This window comes from Pantoea sp. PvP021, from assembly GCF_054056055.1.
Genome location: NZ_JBSRXX010000006.1, coordinates 126,301 through 142,003, shown reverse-complemented (window position 1 = coordinate 142,003; position 15,703 = coordinate 126,301). Strand labels below are relative to the sequence as shown.

Below are 15,703 nucleotides of genomic sequence, written 5' to 3'. Positions count from 1 at the left end.
ACAGGTTTCTTAAATATGGTCGGCGAGAGAGGATTCGAACCTCCGACCCACTGGTCCCAAACCAGTTGCGCTACCAAGCTGCGCTACTCGCCGATGGGGGCGCATGTTACTGCTACCCCCGATCAGCGTCAACCGCTTTTTATGCTTTTGCCGCCAATCGCCTGGAAAGCACGCGGTTACCGGGAATCAGCCGCCTGCTTTACACTTTTCGACCACTATTACAGCGGCTTAGCCTGACCATTACCCGGTGCCTGACACCAGTTGTTGGCCGGGTTAATGCCGCCATCTGGCGAGGTGTAACCCAGACAGCCCAGGATGGTATCGAACAACTCAACGTGGCGATGGGTCCGGCCCACGCGCTGCTGCGCCTGCAGACGCTCAAAGTTGCTGCGGTTCTGACTGTCTTCCAGATACTTATCTGACGCCCAGACCATCATCGGCACACGGAACTGCTCAGGCGGAGCCATCTCACGCGGCGTGCCATGCAGGTGCATATTCTCGCTAATCGACTCACCATGGTCGGCGGCATAGAAGACAATCGCCTTCTTATCACGCAGCTGATCCAGCACGCTATCCAGCATGCTGTCGACATACAGCACCGAGTTGTCATAAGCGTTGATCAACTGCGCTTTGCTGCAGGTCTCATCCACGCCCATACACTCCGGCTGATATTTCGCGAAGCTGCGCGGATAACGCTGTGAATAGAGGTAGTGCGAACCTTTGGTGTGCAACACAATCAGATGCTTACCTTTCGGGAAACGATCCAGTGACGCTTTCATCTCCGGCACCAGCAGCATGTCATCCACCGCTTTGCCCTGATTACGCTTCTCTGAACCGATCTGCTCACGGAAGGCAAAATTGTTGGCATTGATGTTGTCGTAGAACCAGACTTCGCTCTGCATCGCAAATAGCTCAGAGGTGAAGCCCAGCTCTTTCATCACCGCAAACACATTCTGCTCTTTCAGCGTACGCCCCGGATTATCCATAGTGCCGCCTTCGCGCACGAACATGCAGCGCAGTGACAACTTAGTCGCGGTATCACAGGACTCGCCCCGGAACGCCACCAGGTTCTTCTCTTTCGACAGCTTTGGCGTCGTGTCACGCTCATAACCCAGCATCCCCATGTGATCCCAGCGCGTGGTTTCGCCAATCACAAACACCACATAGGTGTCGTCCAGCCCGGCAGGCGCGACGTAGGTAAACTTTTTCGCCGGATCCAGCAGTTCCTGGCTGTTCAGCGACTCATCCACACGGGTCCAGGCAAACAGGCCCACAGCCGCCAGCCAGTTCGAAGGAAGATAAGAGTGCGCCACCACACCGCCGTAACTCGGCAGATCGATGTTTGTGATCTCTTCGTTATGCTTCTGCAGCTTGTCGAAAAAACGAATCGGCAGCCAGACCAGTGCCACGCAGAGCAGCATGATTAGGGTAGGTTTCAGGCGCTGTCCCGGCGTACGCAGCTGTTCATTCAGCGTCATGCTCAGCTTATTGCGCCAGATCATCAGCAGTGGCAGCGCGCTGACCAGCACCATCCACAGGATGAAATGGTAACCAATCACCTCTTTAGAGAGATCGGTGTCAGTCGTCATCACCGAAGCCACAATGCCGTAGCCAATCACCACGTTAAAAAACGCCATGTAATAGGCGGCGGCAACCGAAATCAGCACAATCAGCGTGGCCAGCACGCGATAAAACCACTTTCCTCCCAGCGACAGCAGACGCATCAGGAAGAAAGTCAGCACCACAATGGCCACTACCTCGGTGACGGCAGTCAGCCAGTTCGTAACCGTAGAGTGCCTGAGAAAACCGTCAAAACGACGATAGAAAATCGGCAAATTCAATAAGATACCGAGATAGAGCGCCAGCAAGAGCGATAACTTCTGCTGAGTCAGGGTTTTAATGTAATTCATGAAAAAAGGTGTTTCTCCGGTGTGAAGCGCTTGACCAAATCTTTTATGTGACTGCCGAAACGCGGCAGAGTTCGCTGAATAAGCGGACCGGACAAGATGAAGGAAAATTCTGAACGGATTTACAGGCTATAACGCGAGGTGGCTCAGTAAAACATGGTCGCGTTTGATAGACCAGAAAATAATCGTTGTCGACCTGATTAGCACATTTTTTGTACACAGCGGACAGGAACGGCCAGGTGGGCTGTCGCAGACAGCAGCAGGAGAGCGAAAATGAGAGAGGGAAAAAAGTGCGGGCCTGATAATTTCAGGCCCGCAGCACGCTTAGCGAATAATGTTCAGCGTGACATCGATGTTGTTGCGGGTGGCGTTTGAGTAAGGACAAACGATGTGTGCCGCATCAACCAGCTTCTGCGCTTCTGCTTCATCCATCTCTGGCAGATGAATGTTCAGGGTCGCTTCAATACCAAAACCATCAGGGATAGGGCCGATACCCACTTCACCTTCGATCCAGGCGTCTTTTGGCATGGTGATCTTGTCACGGCCCGCCACAAACTTCATCGCGCCCAGGAAGCAGGCAGAATAGCCCGCAGCAAACAGCTGCTCCGGGTTAGTCACTTCGCCGCCTGCACCGCCCATCTCTTTTGGCACGCCCAGTTTCACGTCCAGTACACCGTCAGAAGAGGTTGCACGACCATCACGACCACCGGTTGCTTTGGCTTTGGCGCGGTAAACCACTTGTTCTAAAGACATGACATTTCTCCGTTACGCTATTTAATCGCCCACTACTTATACAGCCGTAATCAGGCGGTGAGGTTTAACGGGTGCCGCGCACCCGTCAGCAATATTTATCGTGACTTATTCAGGTTATCTCGCAACCCATCCAGCTGTAATTTCAGCGCCAGCAAAGCGTCATCATCACAGGCTGTGGCACACTTGACCGCTTCAGGAATGGCTTCAGCCCTGGCCCGTAACGCCTGCCCGGCTTCGGTCAGCGTCACCGCAACCTGGCGTTCATCCTGACGGGTTCGCTGCCGGTTAATCAGGCCTGCACTTTCCAGTCGCTTCAGAAGTGGCGTTAATGTTGCCGAGTCTAAAAAAAGCTGCTCGCCAATCTCTGACACCGTGACATCATCTTTCTGCCACAACACCAGCATGACCAGATATTGAGGATAGGTGATGTCGAGCTGGCTCAGCAACTGACGATAGACTTTATTCATCGCCAGGTTGGCAGAATAAAGCGCAAAGCAGAGGTGCTGATCGACCAACAGTGGCATCGTTTTCACTTTTTTGTCATCTTGATCACAATTCATGGTTAATAATATAGATAGCGCGCTAGATAATTGCAAGCAAACTTTTTGTCAGGGGGAAAGGCATGCAGGATTCACTGGAAGAACAGGCGCGTCGCTTCGCCACCGAGGCACATGCCAGTGCCGGACAGCGCCGCAAATATACCGATGAGCCTTATATTGTTCATCCGGCAGCGGTGGTGGAACTGGTGCGCAGCGTCAGCCATGACGACGCGTTGTTAGCGGCAGCCTGGCTGCACGATACCGTAGAAGATACCGCAACCACACAGAGCGATATCGAAACGCACTTTGGTACGCGCGTGGCAAGCCTGGTAGAGATGCTGACCAACAGTGCACCCGCTGGGGCAAAAAATCGGACGGCCCGTAAACTGGCGCACTTCCGCCATACAGCCAGCGCCAGTCCTGAGGCACAAACCATCAAACTGGCTGACATCATCGATAACACCCGCGCGATTGTGCGTTTTGATCCCGACTTTGCGCGGGTCTACCTGGTTGAAAAGCAGATACAGATTGAGTTGCTGAAGCAGGGAGATGCGCAGTTATGGCAGCAGGCTTCAATGATTATTGAAAGCGGACTCGCACAGTTGCGGGAGCCGCCCTATAGCGTGCCGGAGAGCTGGTTTGCCAGACAGGCGGCTAAATACAGCGAATTACGCTAATAAAAAACCCGCCAGCGGCGGGTTCTTTTCGTGATATCAGTTTATTCAAGCAACTGCCGTCCCAGATAGGGATTGGCATGTAATAACTTCATCAATTTCTGCGCCGTCGCGGAAGGACGGGTACGCCGGGCTTCCCAGCTTTTCACGGAAGAAACGCTCACGCCCATTACTTTTGCAAACTCATCAACCTGCATGCCGGTCATTTCACGCAGACGCTGCGGCTCTGGCTGGGCGGGTTGCTGACGCTGAATAAGTAACTCGGCGGCGCGATCATCACGTGTCAAAACAATCTGCTCAAGGCTGCTGAGCAATTCAAACATCGGGTCTTTTAATTCCATAGAGAACTCCTTAAAAACTCGCTATGAAGCACGTGAAAGTAGAGAGGTACGAGCCTGAAGTCAGGACTCTGAAACCGGGCCTGTTTCAGGCTGGATCCCGCAAGGGTTTATTTTTGTTATGAGAGAAACCATTACGGGACACAGCCTGCGGTGCACTGCTTTAAAGATGTCAGGTCAATGCAACAAATGCCGGGAGACTAAGTATGGATAGATACCTGACTATTTGCCGCGCAATTTATAATTATTTTTTTAACTATGGTTTGCCGGAAAAGTTCCAGCGCCTCTAACCCGCTGAGGCAGTTGAGTTTTGTGCCTTCGGTGTGGGCAAAAAAATCAAATGGTGTTTGCTATTTATGTGGATGCCATCAAGCTTTTTGCTGGCATATTCTCATTTCTGTGAGGCAATACACCTCTTCAGGTAGTGAGTGCAAAATATACGCCAATGGTTTACTTCCTGAACACATATATTCACTGATCTTATTAAATTAAGAATAGTCCTGGTTGGGGCCTGAGGCCTGGCGCGCGGCGGCTCACAGTGCAGAGCGGGTAAATCTTTTATTCTTAACGGCGCTCTGTCGCCAGATTAATCAACAGTCATCTTAACGAAACGGCTGGCGCCTCATGCCGGTGCAGTTACCCGGCAACTATCGACCTGATGCGCGGTAAAAGTGCAGCCCCGTGATAACGCACTGACGACGGGCAAAACCCATACCTGACCTCTGTAAGGAAAAGCGATGCGAGAAACAGATTTTAACGTCGGATACCCTTCTCATCGTGTACCGATGATGGGTCGTAATGCCGTCGCAACCTCTCAACCGCTGGCGGCGCAGGCGGGTTTACGGATGCTGCAACAGGGTGGAAACGCCGTGGATGCGGCTATCGCCACCGCCATCGCCTTAACCGTGCTGGAGCCAACCGGAAACGGCATCGGCAGCGATGCGTTTGCCATTGTCTGGGATGGCAGCGAGCTGCATGGGTTAAACGCCTCAGGCCGATCGCCAGCCGCGTGGCATCCCGAACGCTTTGCCGATTTTAGTGCGATGCCTGAAACCGGCTGGGAATCCGTCACTGTGCCAGGGGCCGTCTCGGCATGGGTCACACTGGCACAGCGCTTTGGCACCTTACCGCTGACCACCCTGGCACAACCGGCAATTGACTATGCGCGCCATGGCTTTCCGGTTTCACCGCTGATTGGTCAGCTGTGGCAGCGCGGCTATGACAAGCTGCGGGATCAACCTGGCTTTAGCGACTGCTTTGCGCCGCAGGGTCGTCCGCCTCGTGCTGGCGAGCTGTTCCGCAATCCGGCTCAGGCCCGCACCTTGCAGGAAATCGCTGAGACTCAGGGCGAAAGCTTTTACCGCGGCGCACTGGCGCAAAAGATGACAGCCTTCGCCCGTGAGCATGGCGCGGCCCTGACGCTGGAGGATTTGAAAAACCATCGTGCCGACTGGGTTACCCTGCTGTCGCGTCCGTTTGCCGGAGGATCGGTGCAGGAGCTGCCGCCGAATGGTCAGGGCATTGCGACCTTAATTGCACTTGGCATTCTGGAAGAGTGGGAAATCAACCGCTATGCACCGGATTCGCCGCAGTGGCTGCATCTCTCCATCGAGGCGATGAAACTGGCGCTGGTTGATCTGGACCGTTATGTCACCGATGAAGATCATCTCGAATTTCCGGCGGAACACCTGCTCAGCAACGACTATATTCGCCAGCGGGCAGCGTTAATTGATCCTGACAAGGCGGGAGATTTCCGCTTTGGATCACCTCAGCAAAGCGGCACAGTGTATGTCGCCGCCGGTGATGCCAGCGGCATGATGGTCTCATTCATTCAGTCTAACTACATGGGATTTGGCTCCGGCGTGGTGGTACCCGATACCGGCATCAGCCTGCAGAACCGGGGCGCGGGCTTTTCACTCGATCCAGACCATCCCAACGTCGTGGCGGCCGGTAAGCGGCCGTTTCATACCATCATTCCGGCCTTTGCGCGGGATCAGCAGGGCCAGCCGCTGATGGCGTTTGGCGTGATGGGCGGCCCGATGCAGGCGCAGGGACACCTCCAGCTGGCGCTGCGCATTATGCTGCACCAGCAGAATCCGCAGGCCGCGATTGATGCGCCGCGCTGGCGCGTGGTGCAGGGACGCGAGGTGGTGTTTGAATCAACCCTCGATCGCAATACCCTGAGCACACTGCGCCGTATGGGCCACAACGTGGTACTGGAAGATCCCCTGAGTAATTACAATTTTGGTGGCGCGCAGGCGATAGTGCGCGATCCGCAGGGCTTCTACATTGCGGCCAGTGAGAGTCGCAAAGATGGTCAGGCGGTGGTGTTTTAAGGTCGCGGCAGTGAGCGTCAGACTGCTCAGCCCCTCCTTCATCTCTGCGCGCTGAAGCCTGCGATGGCAGGGAATGCAGCACGCCCTGAGGCGCAGGCGGTCCCATTCTGTAACCGGCGTTTCAGAAAGCATCTGTTTCACAGGTGGTTTCACGTTGTGCCGTGGCTCGGGTTTGTTCTATTCTTTAGGCCATTCCTACCTGGACATCTGACAGTATCACCGACAGGAGTTGACCCTATGGCTTCAGGACTTACACGCCTTATGGCACGTGGCGGCATTATGCTCGCTGGCGCGCTGATCGTGCTGCAACTCACCGCATGCGGTGATAAAGAAGGCGAGCAGCGCAAAGCATTTATCGATTTTCTCCAGAACACTGTGATGCGCAGCGGCGAGCATCTGCCCAGCCTCAGCGAAAACCAGAAGCAGAGCTTTGGCAACTTCGCCAGCGATTACGCCATTATGTATGGCTTCTCGCAGCAGGCGAACAAAGCGGTTGAACAGGGTATGCGTCCGGTGGTGGATGAGCTTTCTGCCATTCGCGTTCCGCAGGATTATCTCAGCCGTCGTGATTCCCTGCGTCAGGCGACCAGCGCACTGGTGATCGTCACCCAGCAGATTGAAAGCGCCAAAATGCAGGCGGACAGCAGCAAAGCGACCCTGAAGCAGCCGGATGACCTGAAAAAAGTCTACGACACCGCCTATAACAAAGTGGTGACGGTGCCCGCTAATCAGCTGATTCCTCTGCTGCCAAAACTCCAGGCGCTGAGTCAGGGTGCAGTGCAGACCGGCGATTTCCTGCAAACGCAGGGAACCCGTGTCAGCTTCAATGATGGCGGCGTGCAGTTCCCGACTCAGGATCAGGCTTCGCAATATAACGCGCTGATGAGCACTTTATCCGCCAATTCGCAGGCGCTTCCTCAGGCACAGGCTGCCGTCCAGGGTGGTCTGCAGTAAATCCGCTTTACGGGCAGGCGCTAATCGTCTGCCCGTCCCACTCTCTTTTCTCCTCCCACCCAATCACCCGCTGAATGAAGTGTGATCTGGCGCATTTTCGACCAAAAATAGTTTGTGATCTAAGTCACAGATATATAACAAATCAACGTCAAACAAGTGTGATTCACCTCACAGATAACCGGCCCCCCCGTCTAAAAATCAGCCAACTGAGCCTGAGCTACGCCTTAAAGTGTGATCAAAATCACGCTAATCACCCCTGCCACCACCCTTAATCAGTGATGTAGATCACACTTACCCCGCACGCTACGCAGCGTCAAATTCGCGTGATAGAGTCCGCGTGCATACAGTAATACCACCGGCTTTGGGTCGGGGTGGCTAAACAAAAACAAGCGCGCTCTCCTATTGCAGCGCGTCTCAATAAGGGGTGGGTTTATGTCCTCATCAGTGAAGGTCAAAGTACAAAGCTTTGGTCGCTTTCTGAGTAATATGGTGATGCCAAACATCGGGGCGTTTATCGCCTGGGGTATCATCACCGCACTGTTTATTCCAACTGGCTGGATCCCTAACGAAACGCTGGCCAAACTGGTTGGCCCGATGATTACCTACCTGCTGCCACTGCTGATCGGTTTCACCGGTGGGCGTCTGGTGGGCGGCGATCGCGGCGGCGTGGTCGGTGCCATTACCACCATGGGTGTGATTGTCGGTGCGGATATGCCGATGTTCCTCGGTGCGATGATTGCTGGTCCGCTGGGCGGCTGGGCAATCAAGTCGTTTGACCGGGCGATTGACGGCAAAATCAAAAGCGGCTTCGAGATGCTGGTCAACAACTTCTCGGCCGGTATTATCGGGATGATACTGGCACTGCTGGCGTTCCTGGCGATCGGTCCGCTGGTAGAAGGTCTGTCACACATTCTCGCCGCGGGCGTGAATCTGATGGTGCAGAACAACCTGCTGCCACTGACCTCGATCTTCGTCGAACCCGCGAAAATCCTGTTCCTGAACAACGCCATTAACCACGGTATCTTCTCGCCGCTTGGTATCCAGCAGGCTAGTGAAGCCGGCAAATCCATTTTCTTCCTGATCGAAGCCAACCCGGGTCCGGGTATGGGCGTGCTGATGGCCTATATGTTCTTTGGTCGTGGCAGTGCTAAACAGTCTGCGGGCGGTGCGGCAATCATCCACTTCCTTGGCGGCATCCATGAGATCTACTTCCCGTATGTGCTGATGGCTCCTCGCCTGCTGCTGGCGGTTATCCTTGGCGGTATGACCGGCGTCTTCACGCTGACGGTGCTGAACGGTGGCCTGGTCTCTCCTGCCTCACCGGGTTCAATCCTGGCGGTGCTGGCAATGACGCCAAAAGGGGCCTACTTCGCGAACATCGCTGCTATCGCTGCCGCCTTCGCCGTCTCCTTCGTGGTGTCTGCTATCCTGCTGAAAACCAGCAAAGTCAAAGAAGATGACGATATCGAAGCCGCGACCCAGCGCATGCATGAGATGAAAGCGCAGTCTAAAGGCCAGAGCGGCGCGGGTGCGCCAGTCGCCAGCGATGCCATGAGCGTTGAACTGCATCACGTGCGTAAAATCATCGTCGCCTGTGATGCCGGTATGGGTTCCAGCGCGATGGGTGCAGGCGTACTGCGTAAGAAAGTGCAGGACGCCGGGCTGAGCAATGTGTCGGTGACCAATACCGCGATCAACGCCCTGCCGGGTGATGTCGATCTGGTGATTACCCATCGTGATCTGACTGAACGCGCCATCCGCCAGGCTCCGCATGCGCAGCATATCTCGCTGAACAACTTCCTCGACAGCGCGCTCTACAGCACTCTGACCGAGCGTCTGGTGGCGGCTAACCGCAGCGACGTGCATCGTCAAACGGTGAATACCGCGCTCTCTGACAGCTACGATGAAGGCAACGCACACCTGTTTAAACTGGGTGCGGATAACGTCTTCCTCGGCCTGACCGCCAGTAACAAAGAGCAGGCGATTCGCTTTGCGGGCGAACAGCTGGTGAAAGGCGGTTACGTTGAGCCTGAATACGTTGAGGCGATGCTGGCGCGTGAAAAACTGACGCCGACCTATCTCGGTGAGTCGATTGCCGTGCCGCACGGTACGGTCGAAGCGAAAGATCGCGTGCTGAAAACCGGCGTGGTGTTCTGTCAGTATCCGGCAGGCGTCCTGTTCGGTGAAGAGCCGGAGGATGTGGCGCGCCTGGTGATTGGTATTGCTGCCCGTAACAACGAGCACATCCAGGTGATCACCAGCCTGACCAATGCGCTGGATGATGACAGCGTGATTGAGAAGCTGGCGAACACCACCAGCGTGCAGGAAGTACTGGATCTGCTGTCAGGTAAGCCTGCAATCGCGTAATTTATAGCAATTATTTTCCCTGGGGCGGTCATGCCCGTCCCGATTTCCTGGGGCGGGTTTGCCCGCCCCATCGTCATTTGATATGGGTCAAAAATTATGAAAGCGTTACATTTCGGAGCAGGAAACATTGGTCGCGGCTTTATCGGCAAGTTACTGGCTGATGCAGGTATCGAACTGGTTTTTGCTGATGTGAATCAGACGGTGCTGGATGCACTGAACGCGCGTCATGAGTATCCCGTTCATGTAGTTGGCGAGCAGGCCAAAACAGAAACCGTTAAAGGCGTCAGCGCGGTAAACAGCACCAGCGATGAGATCATCACCCTGGTTTCTGAAGTCGATCTCGTTACCACCGCCGTGGGCCCGCAGATTCTGGAGCGTATTGCCGGCAGTGTGGCTAAAGGGCTGGCAAAACGCAGCGACAACGGCAATACCCGCCCGCTAAATATTATCGCCTGTGAGAATATGGTGCGCGGCACCAGCCAGCTGAAACAGCATGTGCTGAAGGCGCTGCCGGAGCAGTATCACGCCTGGCTGGAGCAGCATGTCGGCTTTGTGGATTCCGCTGTCGATCGCATCGTGCCACCGTCTGAAGCGGGCAGCACCGATCCGCTGGAAGTGACCGTTGAAACCTTCAGCGAATGGATCGTCGATAAAACTCAGTTTAAAGGCGACCTGCCTGCGATTCCGGGTATGGAACTGACCGATAACCTGATGGCATTTGTTGAGCGTAAACTCTTTACCCTGAACACCGGTCACGCGATTACCGCCTATCTTGGCCAGCTGGCCGGCCACCAGACCATTCGTGACGCCATCCTCGATGAAAAAATCCGGGCCGTGGTGAAAGGGGCGATGGAAGAGAGCGGCGCGGTGCTGATTAAGCGCTACGGTTTTGAGGCGGATAAACATGCGGCCTACATCCAGAAAATACTGGGCCGTTTTGAAAACCCCTATCTGAAAGATGATGTTGAGCGTGTGGGTCGTCAGCCGCTGCGTAAACTCAGCGCGGGCGATCGCCTGATCAAGCCGACGCTGGGCACGCTGGAGTATGGTTTACCGCACGCCAGCCTGGTGCAGGGCATTGCCGCCGCGATGCACTATCGCAGCGACCAGGACCCACAGGCGCAGGAGCTGGCCACGCTGCTGGCAGAAAAAGGCCCACAGGCGACACTGGCTGAGGTTTCAGGTCTGGATGCTGACAGCGAAGTGGTGGCTTCTGTGGTGAGCGCCTGGCACGCTATGGCATAATGCGCGCGTGTTAGTGACGCAAGCCGGGCGCAGTTCGCCTGCGCCCAACGGCGGTATTGAACCCATGCAGGCAATAATGGAAGAGAAGCAGGCTTTTGAAAACCGGGTGCTTGAGCGCCTGAACGCCGGTCGTTCGGTGAGAAGCTTTCTGATCGCCGCCGTTGAGCTATTGGCTGAAGCCGTCAATCTGCTGGTGCTGCAGGTCTTCCGTAAAGATGACTACGCGGTGAAATATGCCGTAGAACCGCTGCTGCTGGGCGATGGTCCTTTGGGTGAACTCTCGGTTCGCCTGAAGCTGATTTACGGTCTTGGCGTTATCAGCCGGCACGAATATGAAGATGGTGAACTGCTGCTGGCGCTGCGCGAAGAGCTGAATCACGACAGCGGTGATTATCGTTTTACCGACGATGAGATCCTTGGCCCGTTTGGTGAACTGCACTGCGTCACCGCCTGGCCGCCCGCACCGGTGTTTCACACCGAAGATGCAGAGCTGCGCAGCATGCAGCAGCAGCGCTATCTGCAGATGGTGCGATCCACCATGGTCCTGTCGCTAACCGAGCTGATCGCCCGCATCAGTATGAAGCAGGCGTTTAAAAAGTCCGGCAGCTAATCCTGTCAGGCGCCATCACGGCACCTTTTTCGTCTTAACCTGAGCGGGAATATGCGCCAGATTTGGTGTATCCTTGGCCTGTTTTCCTCAACGAGTTGTTGTCATGAAAGAGCAAGAAAAGAACGAAATCAAACTTCTCAGCGATAAGCTGGACGCATTAAACCGCAAAGAGCCGCAGTTACTGGAATCGGGTGATGTCGAGAAACTGGGCGCGTTGCTGAAAGAGAAAGAAGCGCTGGTCATTGAGATTGAGCGTCTGCGCGGTCAGCGGGTTGAAAAACTCAGTGCCGAGGCGCAGAAGCTGCAAAAAATGGGCTTCAGCCGCGAAATTACTAAGAAAGAGCAGGCAAATCTGGGCGCGCTGAAGAAAAGCGTGCGCGGCCTGGTCGTGGTGCATCCAATGACCGCGCTGGGACGTGAGATGGGGCTGACAGCAATGACCGGCTTCGCCAAAACCGCATTCTGACGGGTCGATCAGGCAGCAGCCTGATCGACATCGGCTTTGCGTTCGCCGGCGGCGGCATAGACCTGCTCCGCCAGCGCATCCAGCAGTTCATAGCGGCGACGATATTCAGCCCGCTTCTTACTGGCAATCTCCTCCAGCGTTTTGCGCGGCAGGCTCAGCGGCAGGATAAACATCCCATCCCTGCGCGCCTCCCCACTCAGCGACAGCCAGAATTCACTGTAGCTGGCAAAGAACTTATCCCCTTTGCTGTGGCGATAGCGCAGGCTGCGAAAGACATGAGTCTCATCGCCTACCGCCAGAATATTCTCCACGCCGCACTGCTTCGCCACAATAAATACCGCTTCCATTAACAGGCGTTTCGGAAAGAGACCCTGCGCCGCTTTGGTCGCCTCGCGGATAACCTCATTATTGATATGTTTCCGCGGACCCTGTAATCCGCCAATTAATAATGTGCGCTGGTTATTTTCATTGAGAATTGAAAATGAAAGTGAAGCAATAATTTCGTCGTTATAACGTAATACCAGCGTCACTTCCCCTTCCCGATCGAAATAACCGGAACTGCAGGAAAGTAAAAAGGATTCGCCATTTTTACCGGTCAGCGTGGCCAGCGGATTATCCGTGGCGCTTTGCAGCAGCTGACGCAGCGCAGGGTTTTCCAGATTATTCATCAGGCTGTAATGATCAAGTATCGCCTGCGCGCGCGCAGCAATGCTCAACCCTGAGCGCAGATAGGGCCGGTGCAGCTTGGCTGGCAGCAATCCCTGGGTACTCATCAACAGAGGGAGTTGCGGTAAATGCGACAGCTCATCCAGATAACGCAGCGTAGTCAGCGGCGATATTAAGGTTCTTAACACAAATTTCAGCCGGAAACGTTTACTTATCCAGAGTTTATTCGGAACGTATTTTCCGCTAATTAACTGAAAAAAAAGCGATGCAGAAGAATCGGTCGTGGTTTCGTGAGTAGTTATAATTGACATAGTCATCGACACACAGTGAGCAGGAATGTCACTGAGCATAAGACAACGAGTATCAACGGCGTGTTAATGTGGCAGAAGGTTAAAAGCGCGGCGGTTAAAAAAGCGAGATCCGTTTATTTTTGGTTTAATCTGGGACGACAGAATTTAAAGATAAAAAAACCGGCGAAATAAATTCCACCGGTTTATCGTTATCACGTTAACACTGGGTTAACTTACTGGGCAGCTGCGAAGCGGGCTGCTGCTTCGTCCCAGTTGACCACGTTCCAGAATGCTTTGATGTAGTCAGGACGTTTGTTCTGATACTTCAGGTAGTAGGCGTGTTCCCACACGTCCAGACCGATGATTGGGAAGCCAGAAACGCCAGCAACCGCTTCACCCATCAGCGGGTTGTCCTGGTTTGCGGTAGACACCACAGCCAGTTTGTCGCCTTTTTTAACCAGCCACGCCCAGCCTGAGCCGAAACGGGTCGCAGCCGCTTTCTCGAACTCTTCCTGGAATTTTTCCACGCTACCGAAATCTTTCTCGATAGCCGCTTTCAGGTCGCCCTGCAGCGTGGTGCCGGTTTTCAGGCCTTTCCAGAACAGGCTGTGGTTAGCGTGGCCGCCTGCGTTATTACGCAGTGGGCCTTTTTTGTCTGCTGGCAGCTGATCCAGTTTGGTGATCAGCTCTTCTACCGGCAGATTGGCAAATTCAGTGCCTTCCAGCGCCGCGTTAGCGTTGTTCACGTAGGTCTGGTGATGTTTGGTGTGATGGATTTCCATCGTCTGCTTGTCGAAATGCGGTTCCAGTGCGTCGTATGCGTAAGGCAGGGATGGCAGTGAATAACTCATGTTCTTCCTCTCCATTTAGTTTGAGCAGCACGACGAATTCGGGACGTGCCGCGTAAGCAGTCGAATCATTATAGTTAAATTCATGTAGCGTAAAAGGGTAATCAATGCCCTATTAACCATAAGGATTTGAGAAATCTGGCAAAAGCAACCCGTTGTTTTTACAGCATGCTGCTGCTGACTCCGCCTTTTCAGCTTTATCAGACAGGGAGAGCGAAGCACTCTGCCAGCACCACCAGCAGGCACTCATCCCGCCCGAACGCCGCATCTGCCCTGCCCTGCGCGTTACCTGCCCAGTTCGCGCAGCCCGCTGTCGAGCGCGCCGACCAGCCAGTCGATATCCCCTTCCTGGAACGCCAGTGGCGGACGCAGTTTCAGCACATTCCCATACGGGCCGGCGACCGAGGTCAGCACGCGATGTTCACGCAGCTTCTCGATTAAATCCAGCGCCAGCGTTTTGTCCGGCGTTTTGCTGTGACGATCGGTGACCAGCTCAAAACCGATAAACAGTCCGGCACCGCGCACATCCCCCACGCACTCATAGCGATCCATCAGGGTTCGCAGCTCCGCCAGCAGCTTCGCGCCGACCACGCGGCTGTGTTCCTGTAACCCCTCTTCGGTGATCACTTTCAGTACCGCCTGCGCCGCCGCCATCGCGACCGGGTTACCACCAAAGGTATTGAAGTAGGGAATTGAGTCGCTGAAGGCGGCCAGCACTTCACTTTTTGCCAGCAGGCCGGAAACCGGAATGCCGTTGCCCATTGGCTTGCCGGTGGTAATGATGTCAGGCACCACATCGTGGCGGCCAAAGCCCCAGAACGCGTCGCCGGTACGGCCAAAACCAGGCTGCACTTCATCGGCAATAAAGATGCCGCCGTTGGCATGCACCACCTCGACCGCTTTTTTCAGGAAGCCGCGCGGATCGGGCAACACGCCGTCCGAGGAGAAGATTGAGTCCGCCAGGAATCCGGCAAATTTAATGCCGTGCGCCGCCATATCATCAATCTGCTGCTGAATCTGGTCAGCGAACCAGTCGCCCAGGTCAGGCGCGTCCACACGATACGCATCCGGTGGCATCACCAGCCGCGTGGTGGGCGCCAGCGGCTGTCCACTGCCCAGCGCCGGAGAAGCGCCGGATGTCAGCTCACTGGTGCCGTGATAGGCCTCTTTACTGACAATAATTCCGCTGCCGCCGCTAAAGGCGCGCGCCACGCGAATCGCCAGGTCGTTAGCTTCCGATCCGGTGCACATATACATCGCGCGATCGATCGCCTCAGGCGTAGTCGCCAGCAGCGCTTCACTGTAGTCCAGAATATTTTCATGCAGATAACGGGTGTGGGTGTTCAGCATTTTCATCTGCTGAGTCACCGCCTCAGTCACGGCCGGATGACAGTGCCCGATGCTCGCCACGTTGTTGTAGACGTCGAGATATTTATCGCCCGCCGCATCCCACAGATATTGCCCTTCACCCCGCACCAGATGCACCGGTTTGCGATAGAACAGGCGATAAGATTCGCCAAGCACTTTGCTGCGTTTATCGGTGAGTTTGCGCGTATCGCTGTCGAGTGCATCGGCATGTTCGGCGCGGAAACTGTTGGTATCCATAATGGTGGAACGCGTGGCCATAATGACTCCCGTTACAAGGATGAAGGAGGAAGAGCTGACGCCTTTATCATGCCTGCCTGAATCTAAAATGCAACCAAATACACA

At 54.8% G+C, this 15,703-nt stretch carries 14 protein-coding genes and 1 tRNA gene; 7 read left to right on the top strand and 8 right to left on the bottom strand.

Going from position 1 to position 15,703, the window contains the following annotated elements; translation table 11 throughout:
* Nucleotides 1-16 precede the first annotated feature (16 nt).
* The 4 genes from ACVKSX_RS16620 to ACVKSX_RS16605 all read right to left on the bottom strand — a co-directional run bounded on the left by ACVKSX_RS16620 (nt 17) and on the right by ACVKSX_RS16605 (nt 3,220).
* Nucleotides 17-93, bottom strand: a tRNA-Pro gene (locus tag ACVKSX_RS16620).
* 125 nt (nt 94-218) lie between these two features.
* The gene (gene eptB / locus ACVKSX_RS16615) at nt 219-1,910 is read right to left on the bottom strand and encodes a kdo(2)-lipid A phosphoethanolamine 7''-transferase (RefSeq protein WP_010257429.1); all 1,692 of its coding nucleotides are present in this window, start codon (nt 1,908-1,910) and stop codon (nt 219-221) included.
* A 321-nt stretch (nt 1,911-2,231) separates the two neighbouring features.
* On the bottom strand, nt 2,232-2,660 hold the full coding sequence (locus ACVKSX_RS16610; RefSeq protein ID WP_010257431.1) for an organic hydroperoxide resistance protein: 429 nt from the start codon (nt 2,658-2,660) through the stop codon (nt 2,232-2,234).
* A 95-nt stretch (nt 2,661-2,755) separates the two neighbouring features.
* Complete coding sequence (locus ACVKSX_RS16605) at nt 2,756-3,220, bottom strand: MarR family winged helix-turn-helix transcriptional regulator (RefSeq protein ID WP_010671641.1); 465 nt, start codon at nt 3,218-3,220, stop codon at nt 2,756-2,758.
* A gap of 62 nt (nt 3,221-3,282) precedes the next feature.
* On the opposite strand from ACVKSX_RS16605, the gene ACVKSX_RS16600 reads away from it, so the two are divergent.
* Nucleotides 3,283-3,876: an HD domain-containing protein gene (locus ACVKSX_RS16600; RefSeq protein WP_010257434.1), complete on the top strand. Its 594-nt coding sequence runs from the start codon at nt 3,283-3,285 to the stop codon at nt 3,874-3,876.
* 41 nt (nt 3,877-3,917) lie between these two features.
* Here ACVKSX_RS16600 and ACVKSX_RS16595 read toward each other — a convergent pair whose 3' ends face one another.
* Nucleotides 3,918-4,214: an HTH-type transcriptional regulator gene (locus ACVKSX_RS16595; RefSeq protein ID WP_010257438.1), complete on the bottom strand. Its 297-nt coding sequence runs from the start codon at nt 4,212-4,214 to the stop codon at nt 3,918-3,920.
* Between the two features lie 734 nt (nt 4,215-4,948).
* Here ACVKSX_RS16595 and ACVKSX_RS16590 point away from each other — a divergent pair.
* The 6 genes from ACVKSX_RS16590 to ACVKSX_RS16565 all read left to right on the top strand — a co-directional run bounded on the left by ACVKSX_RS16590 (nt 4,949) and on the right by ACVKSX_RS16565 (nt 12,189).
* On the top strand, nt 4,949-6,547 hold the full coding sequence (locus ACVKSX_RS16590) for a gamma-glutamyltransferase family protein (protein WP_061901888.1): 1,599 nt from the start codon (nt 4,949-4,951) through the stop codon (nt 6,545-6,547).
* Between the two features lie 237 nt (nt 6,548-6,784).
* Nucleotides 6,785-7,501: a DUF3053 domain-containing protein gene (locus tag ACVKSX_RS16585; protein ID WP_010671639.1), complete on the top strand. Its 717-nt coding sequence runs from the start codon at nt 6,785-6,787 to the stop codon at nt 7,499-7,501.
* Nucleotides 7,502-7,933: 432 nt separating this feature from the next.
* Nucleotides 7,934-9,868 (top strand): PTS mannitol transporter subunit IICBA, encoded by a 1,935-nt coding sequence (locus tag ACVKSX_RS16580; protein WP_010671638.1) that lies wholly within the window; start codon nt 7,934-7,936, stop codon nt 9,866-9,868.
* Between the two features lie 96 nt (nt 9,869-9,964).
* Entirely contained in the window at nt 9,965-11,113 is a 1,149-nt protein-coding gene (mtlD, locus tag ACVKSX_RS16575) for a mannitol-1-phosphate 5-dehydrogenase (protein WP_010257450.1), read from the top strand.
* Between the two features lie 64 nt (nt 11,114-11,177).
* Nucleotides 11,178-11,723 (top strand): mannitol operon repressor MtlR, encoded by a 546-nt coding sequence (gene mtlR / locus ACVKSX_RS16570; RefSeq protein ID WP_171820345.1) that lies wholly within the window; start codon nt 11,178-11,180, stop codon nt 11,721-11,723.
* A 103-nt stretch (nt 11,724-11,826) separates the two neighbouring features.
* The gene (locus tag ACVKSX_RS16565; protein ID WP_003848030.1) at nt 11,827-12,189 is read left to right on the top strand and encodes a YibL family ribosome-associated protein; all 363 of its coding nucleotides are present in this window, start codon (nt 11,827-11,829) and stop codon (nt 12,187-12,189) included.
* A gap of 8 nt (nt 12,190-12,197) precedes the next feature.
* On the opposite strand, the gene ACVKSX_RS16560 is transcribed toward ACVKSX_RS16565, so the two are convergent.
* The 3 genes from ACVKSX_RS16560 to ACVKSX_RS16550 form a co-directional block, all read right to left on the bottom strand.
* Nucleotides 12,198-13,166, bottom strand: a complete 969-nt coding sequence (locus ACVKSX_RS16560; protein WP_022624830.1) for a VirK/YbjX family protein — start codon at nt 13,164-13,166, stop codon at nt 12,198-12,200.
* 212 nt (nt 13,167-13,378) lie between these two features.
* Nucleotides 13,379-13,996, bottom strand: a complete 618-nt coding sequence (sodA, locus tag ACVKSX_RS16555; protein WP_008926407.1) for a superoxide dismutase [Mn] — start codon at nt 13,994-13,996, stop codon at nt 13,379-13,381.
* Between the two features lie 282 nt (nt 13,997-14,278).
* Entirely contained in the window at nt 14,279-15,619 is a 1,341-nt protein-coding gene (locus ACVKSX_RS16550) for an aspartate aminotransferase family protein (protein WP_010257460.1), read from the bottom strand.
* Between the last annotated feature and the right edge of the window lie 84 nt (nt 15,620-15,703).

Bases quoted from the DNA above. Each gene is read 5' to 3' on its own strand.
- eptB (WP_010257429.1), bottom strand. From the start codon at position 1,910: ATGAATTACATTAAAACCCTGACTCAGCAGAAGTTATCGCTCTTGCTG.
- ACVKSX_RS16610 (WP_010257431.1), bottom strand. From the start codon at position 2,660: ATGTCTTTAGAACAAGTGGTTTACCGCGCCAAAGCCAAAGCAACCGGT.
- ACVKSX_RS16605 (WP_010671641.1), bottom strand. From the start codon at position 3,220: ATGAATTGTGATCAAGATGACAAAAAAGTGAAAACGATGCCACTGTTG.
- ACVKSX_RS16600 (WP_010257434.1), top strand. From the start codon at position 3,283: ATGCAGGATTCACTGGAAGAACAGGCGCGTCGCTTCGCCACCGAGGCA.
- ACVKSX_RS16595 (WP_010257438.1), bottom strand. From the start codon at position 4,214: ATGGAATTAAAAGACCCGATGTTTGAATTGCTCAGCAGCCTTGAGCAG.
- ACVKSX_RS16590 (WP_061901888.1), top strand. From the start codon at position 4,949: ATGCGAGAAACAGATTTTAACGTCGGATACCCTTCTCATCGTGTACCG.
- ACVKSX_RS16585 (WP_010671639.1), top strand. From the start codon at position 6,785: ATGGCTTCAGGACTTACACGCCTTATGGCACGTGGCGGCATTATGCTC.
- ACVKSX_RS16580 (WP_010671638.1), top strand. From the start codon at position 7,934: ATGTCCTCATCAGTGAAGGTCAAAGTACAAAGCTTTGGTCGCTTTCTG.
- mtlD (WP_010257450.1), top strand. From the start codon at position 9,965: ATGAAAGCGTTACATTTCGGAGCAGGAAACATTGGTCGCGGCTTTATC.
- mtlR (WP_171820345.1), top strand. From the start codon at position 11,178: ATGCAGGCAATAATGGAAGAGAAGCAGGCTTTTGAAAACCGGGTGCTT.
- ACVKSX_RS16565 (WP_003848030.1), top strand. From the start codon at position 11,827: ATGAAAGAGCAAGAAAAGAACGAAATCAAACTTCTCAGCGATAAGCTG.
- ACVKSX_RS16560 (WP_022624830.1), bottom strand. From the start codon at position 13,166: ATGTCAATTATAACTACTCACGAAACCACGACCGATTCTTCTGCATCG.
- sodA (WP_008926407.1), bottom strand. From the start codon at position 13,996: ATGAGTTATTCACTGCCATCCCTGCCTTACGCATACGACGCACTGGAA.
- ACVKSX_RS16550 (WP_010257460.1), bottom strand. From the start codon at position 15,619: ATGGCCACGCGTTCCACCATTATGGATACCAACAGTTTCCGCGCCGAA.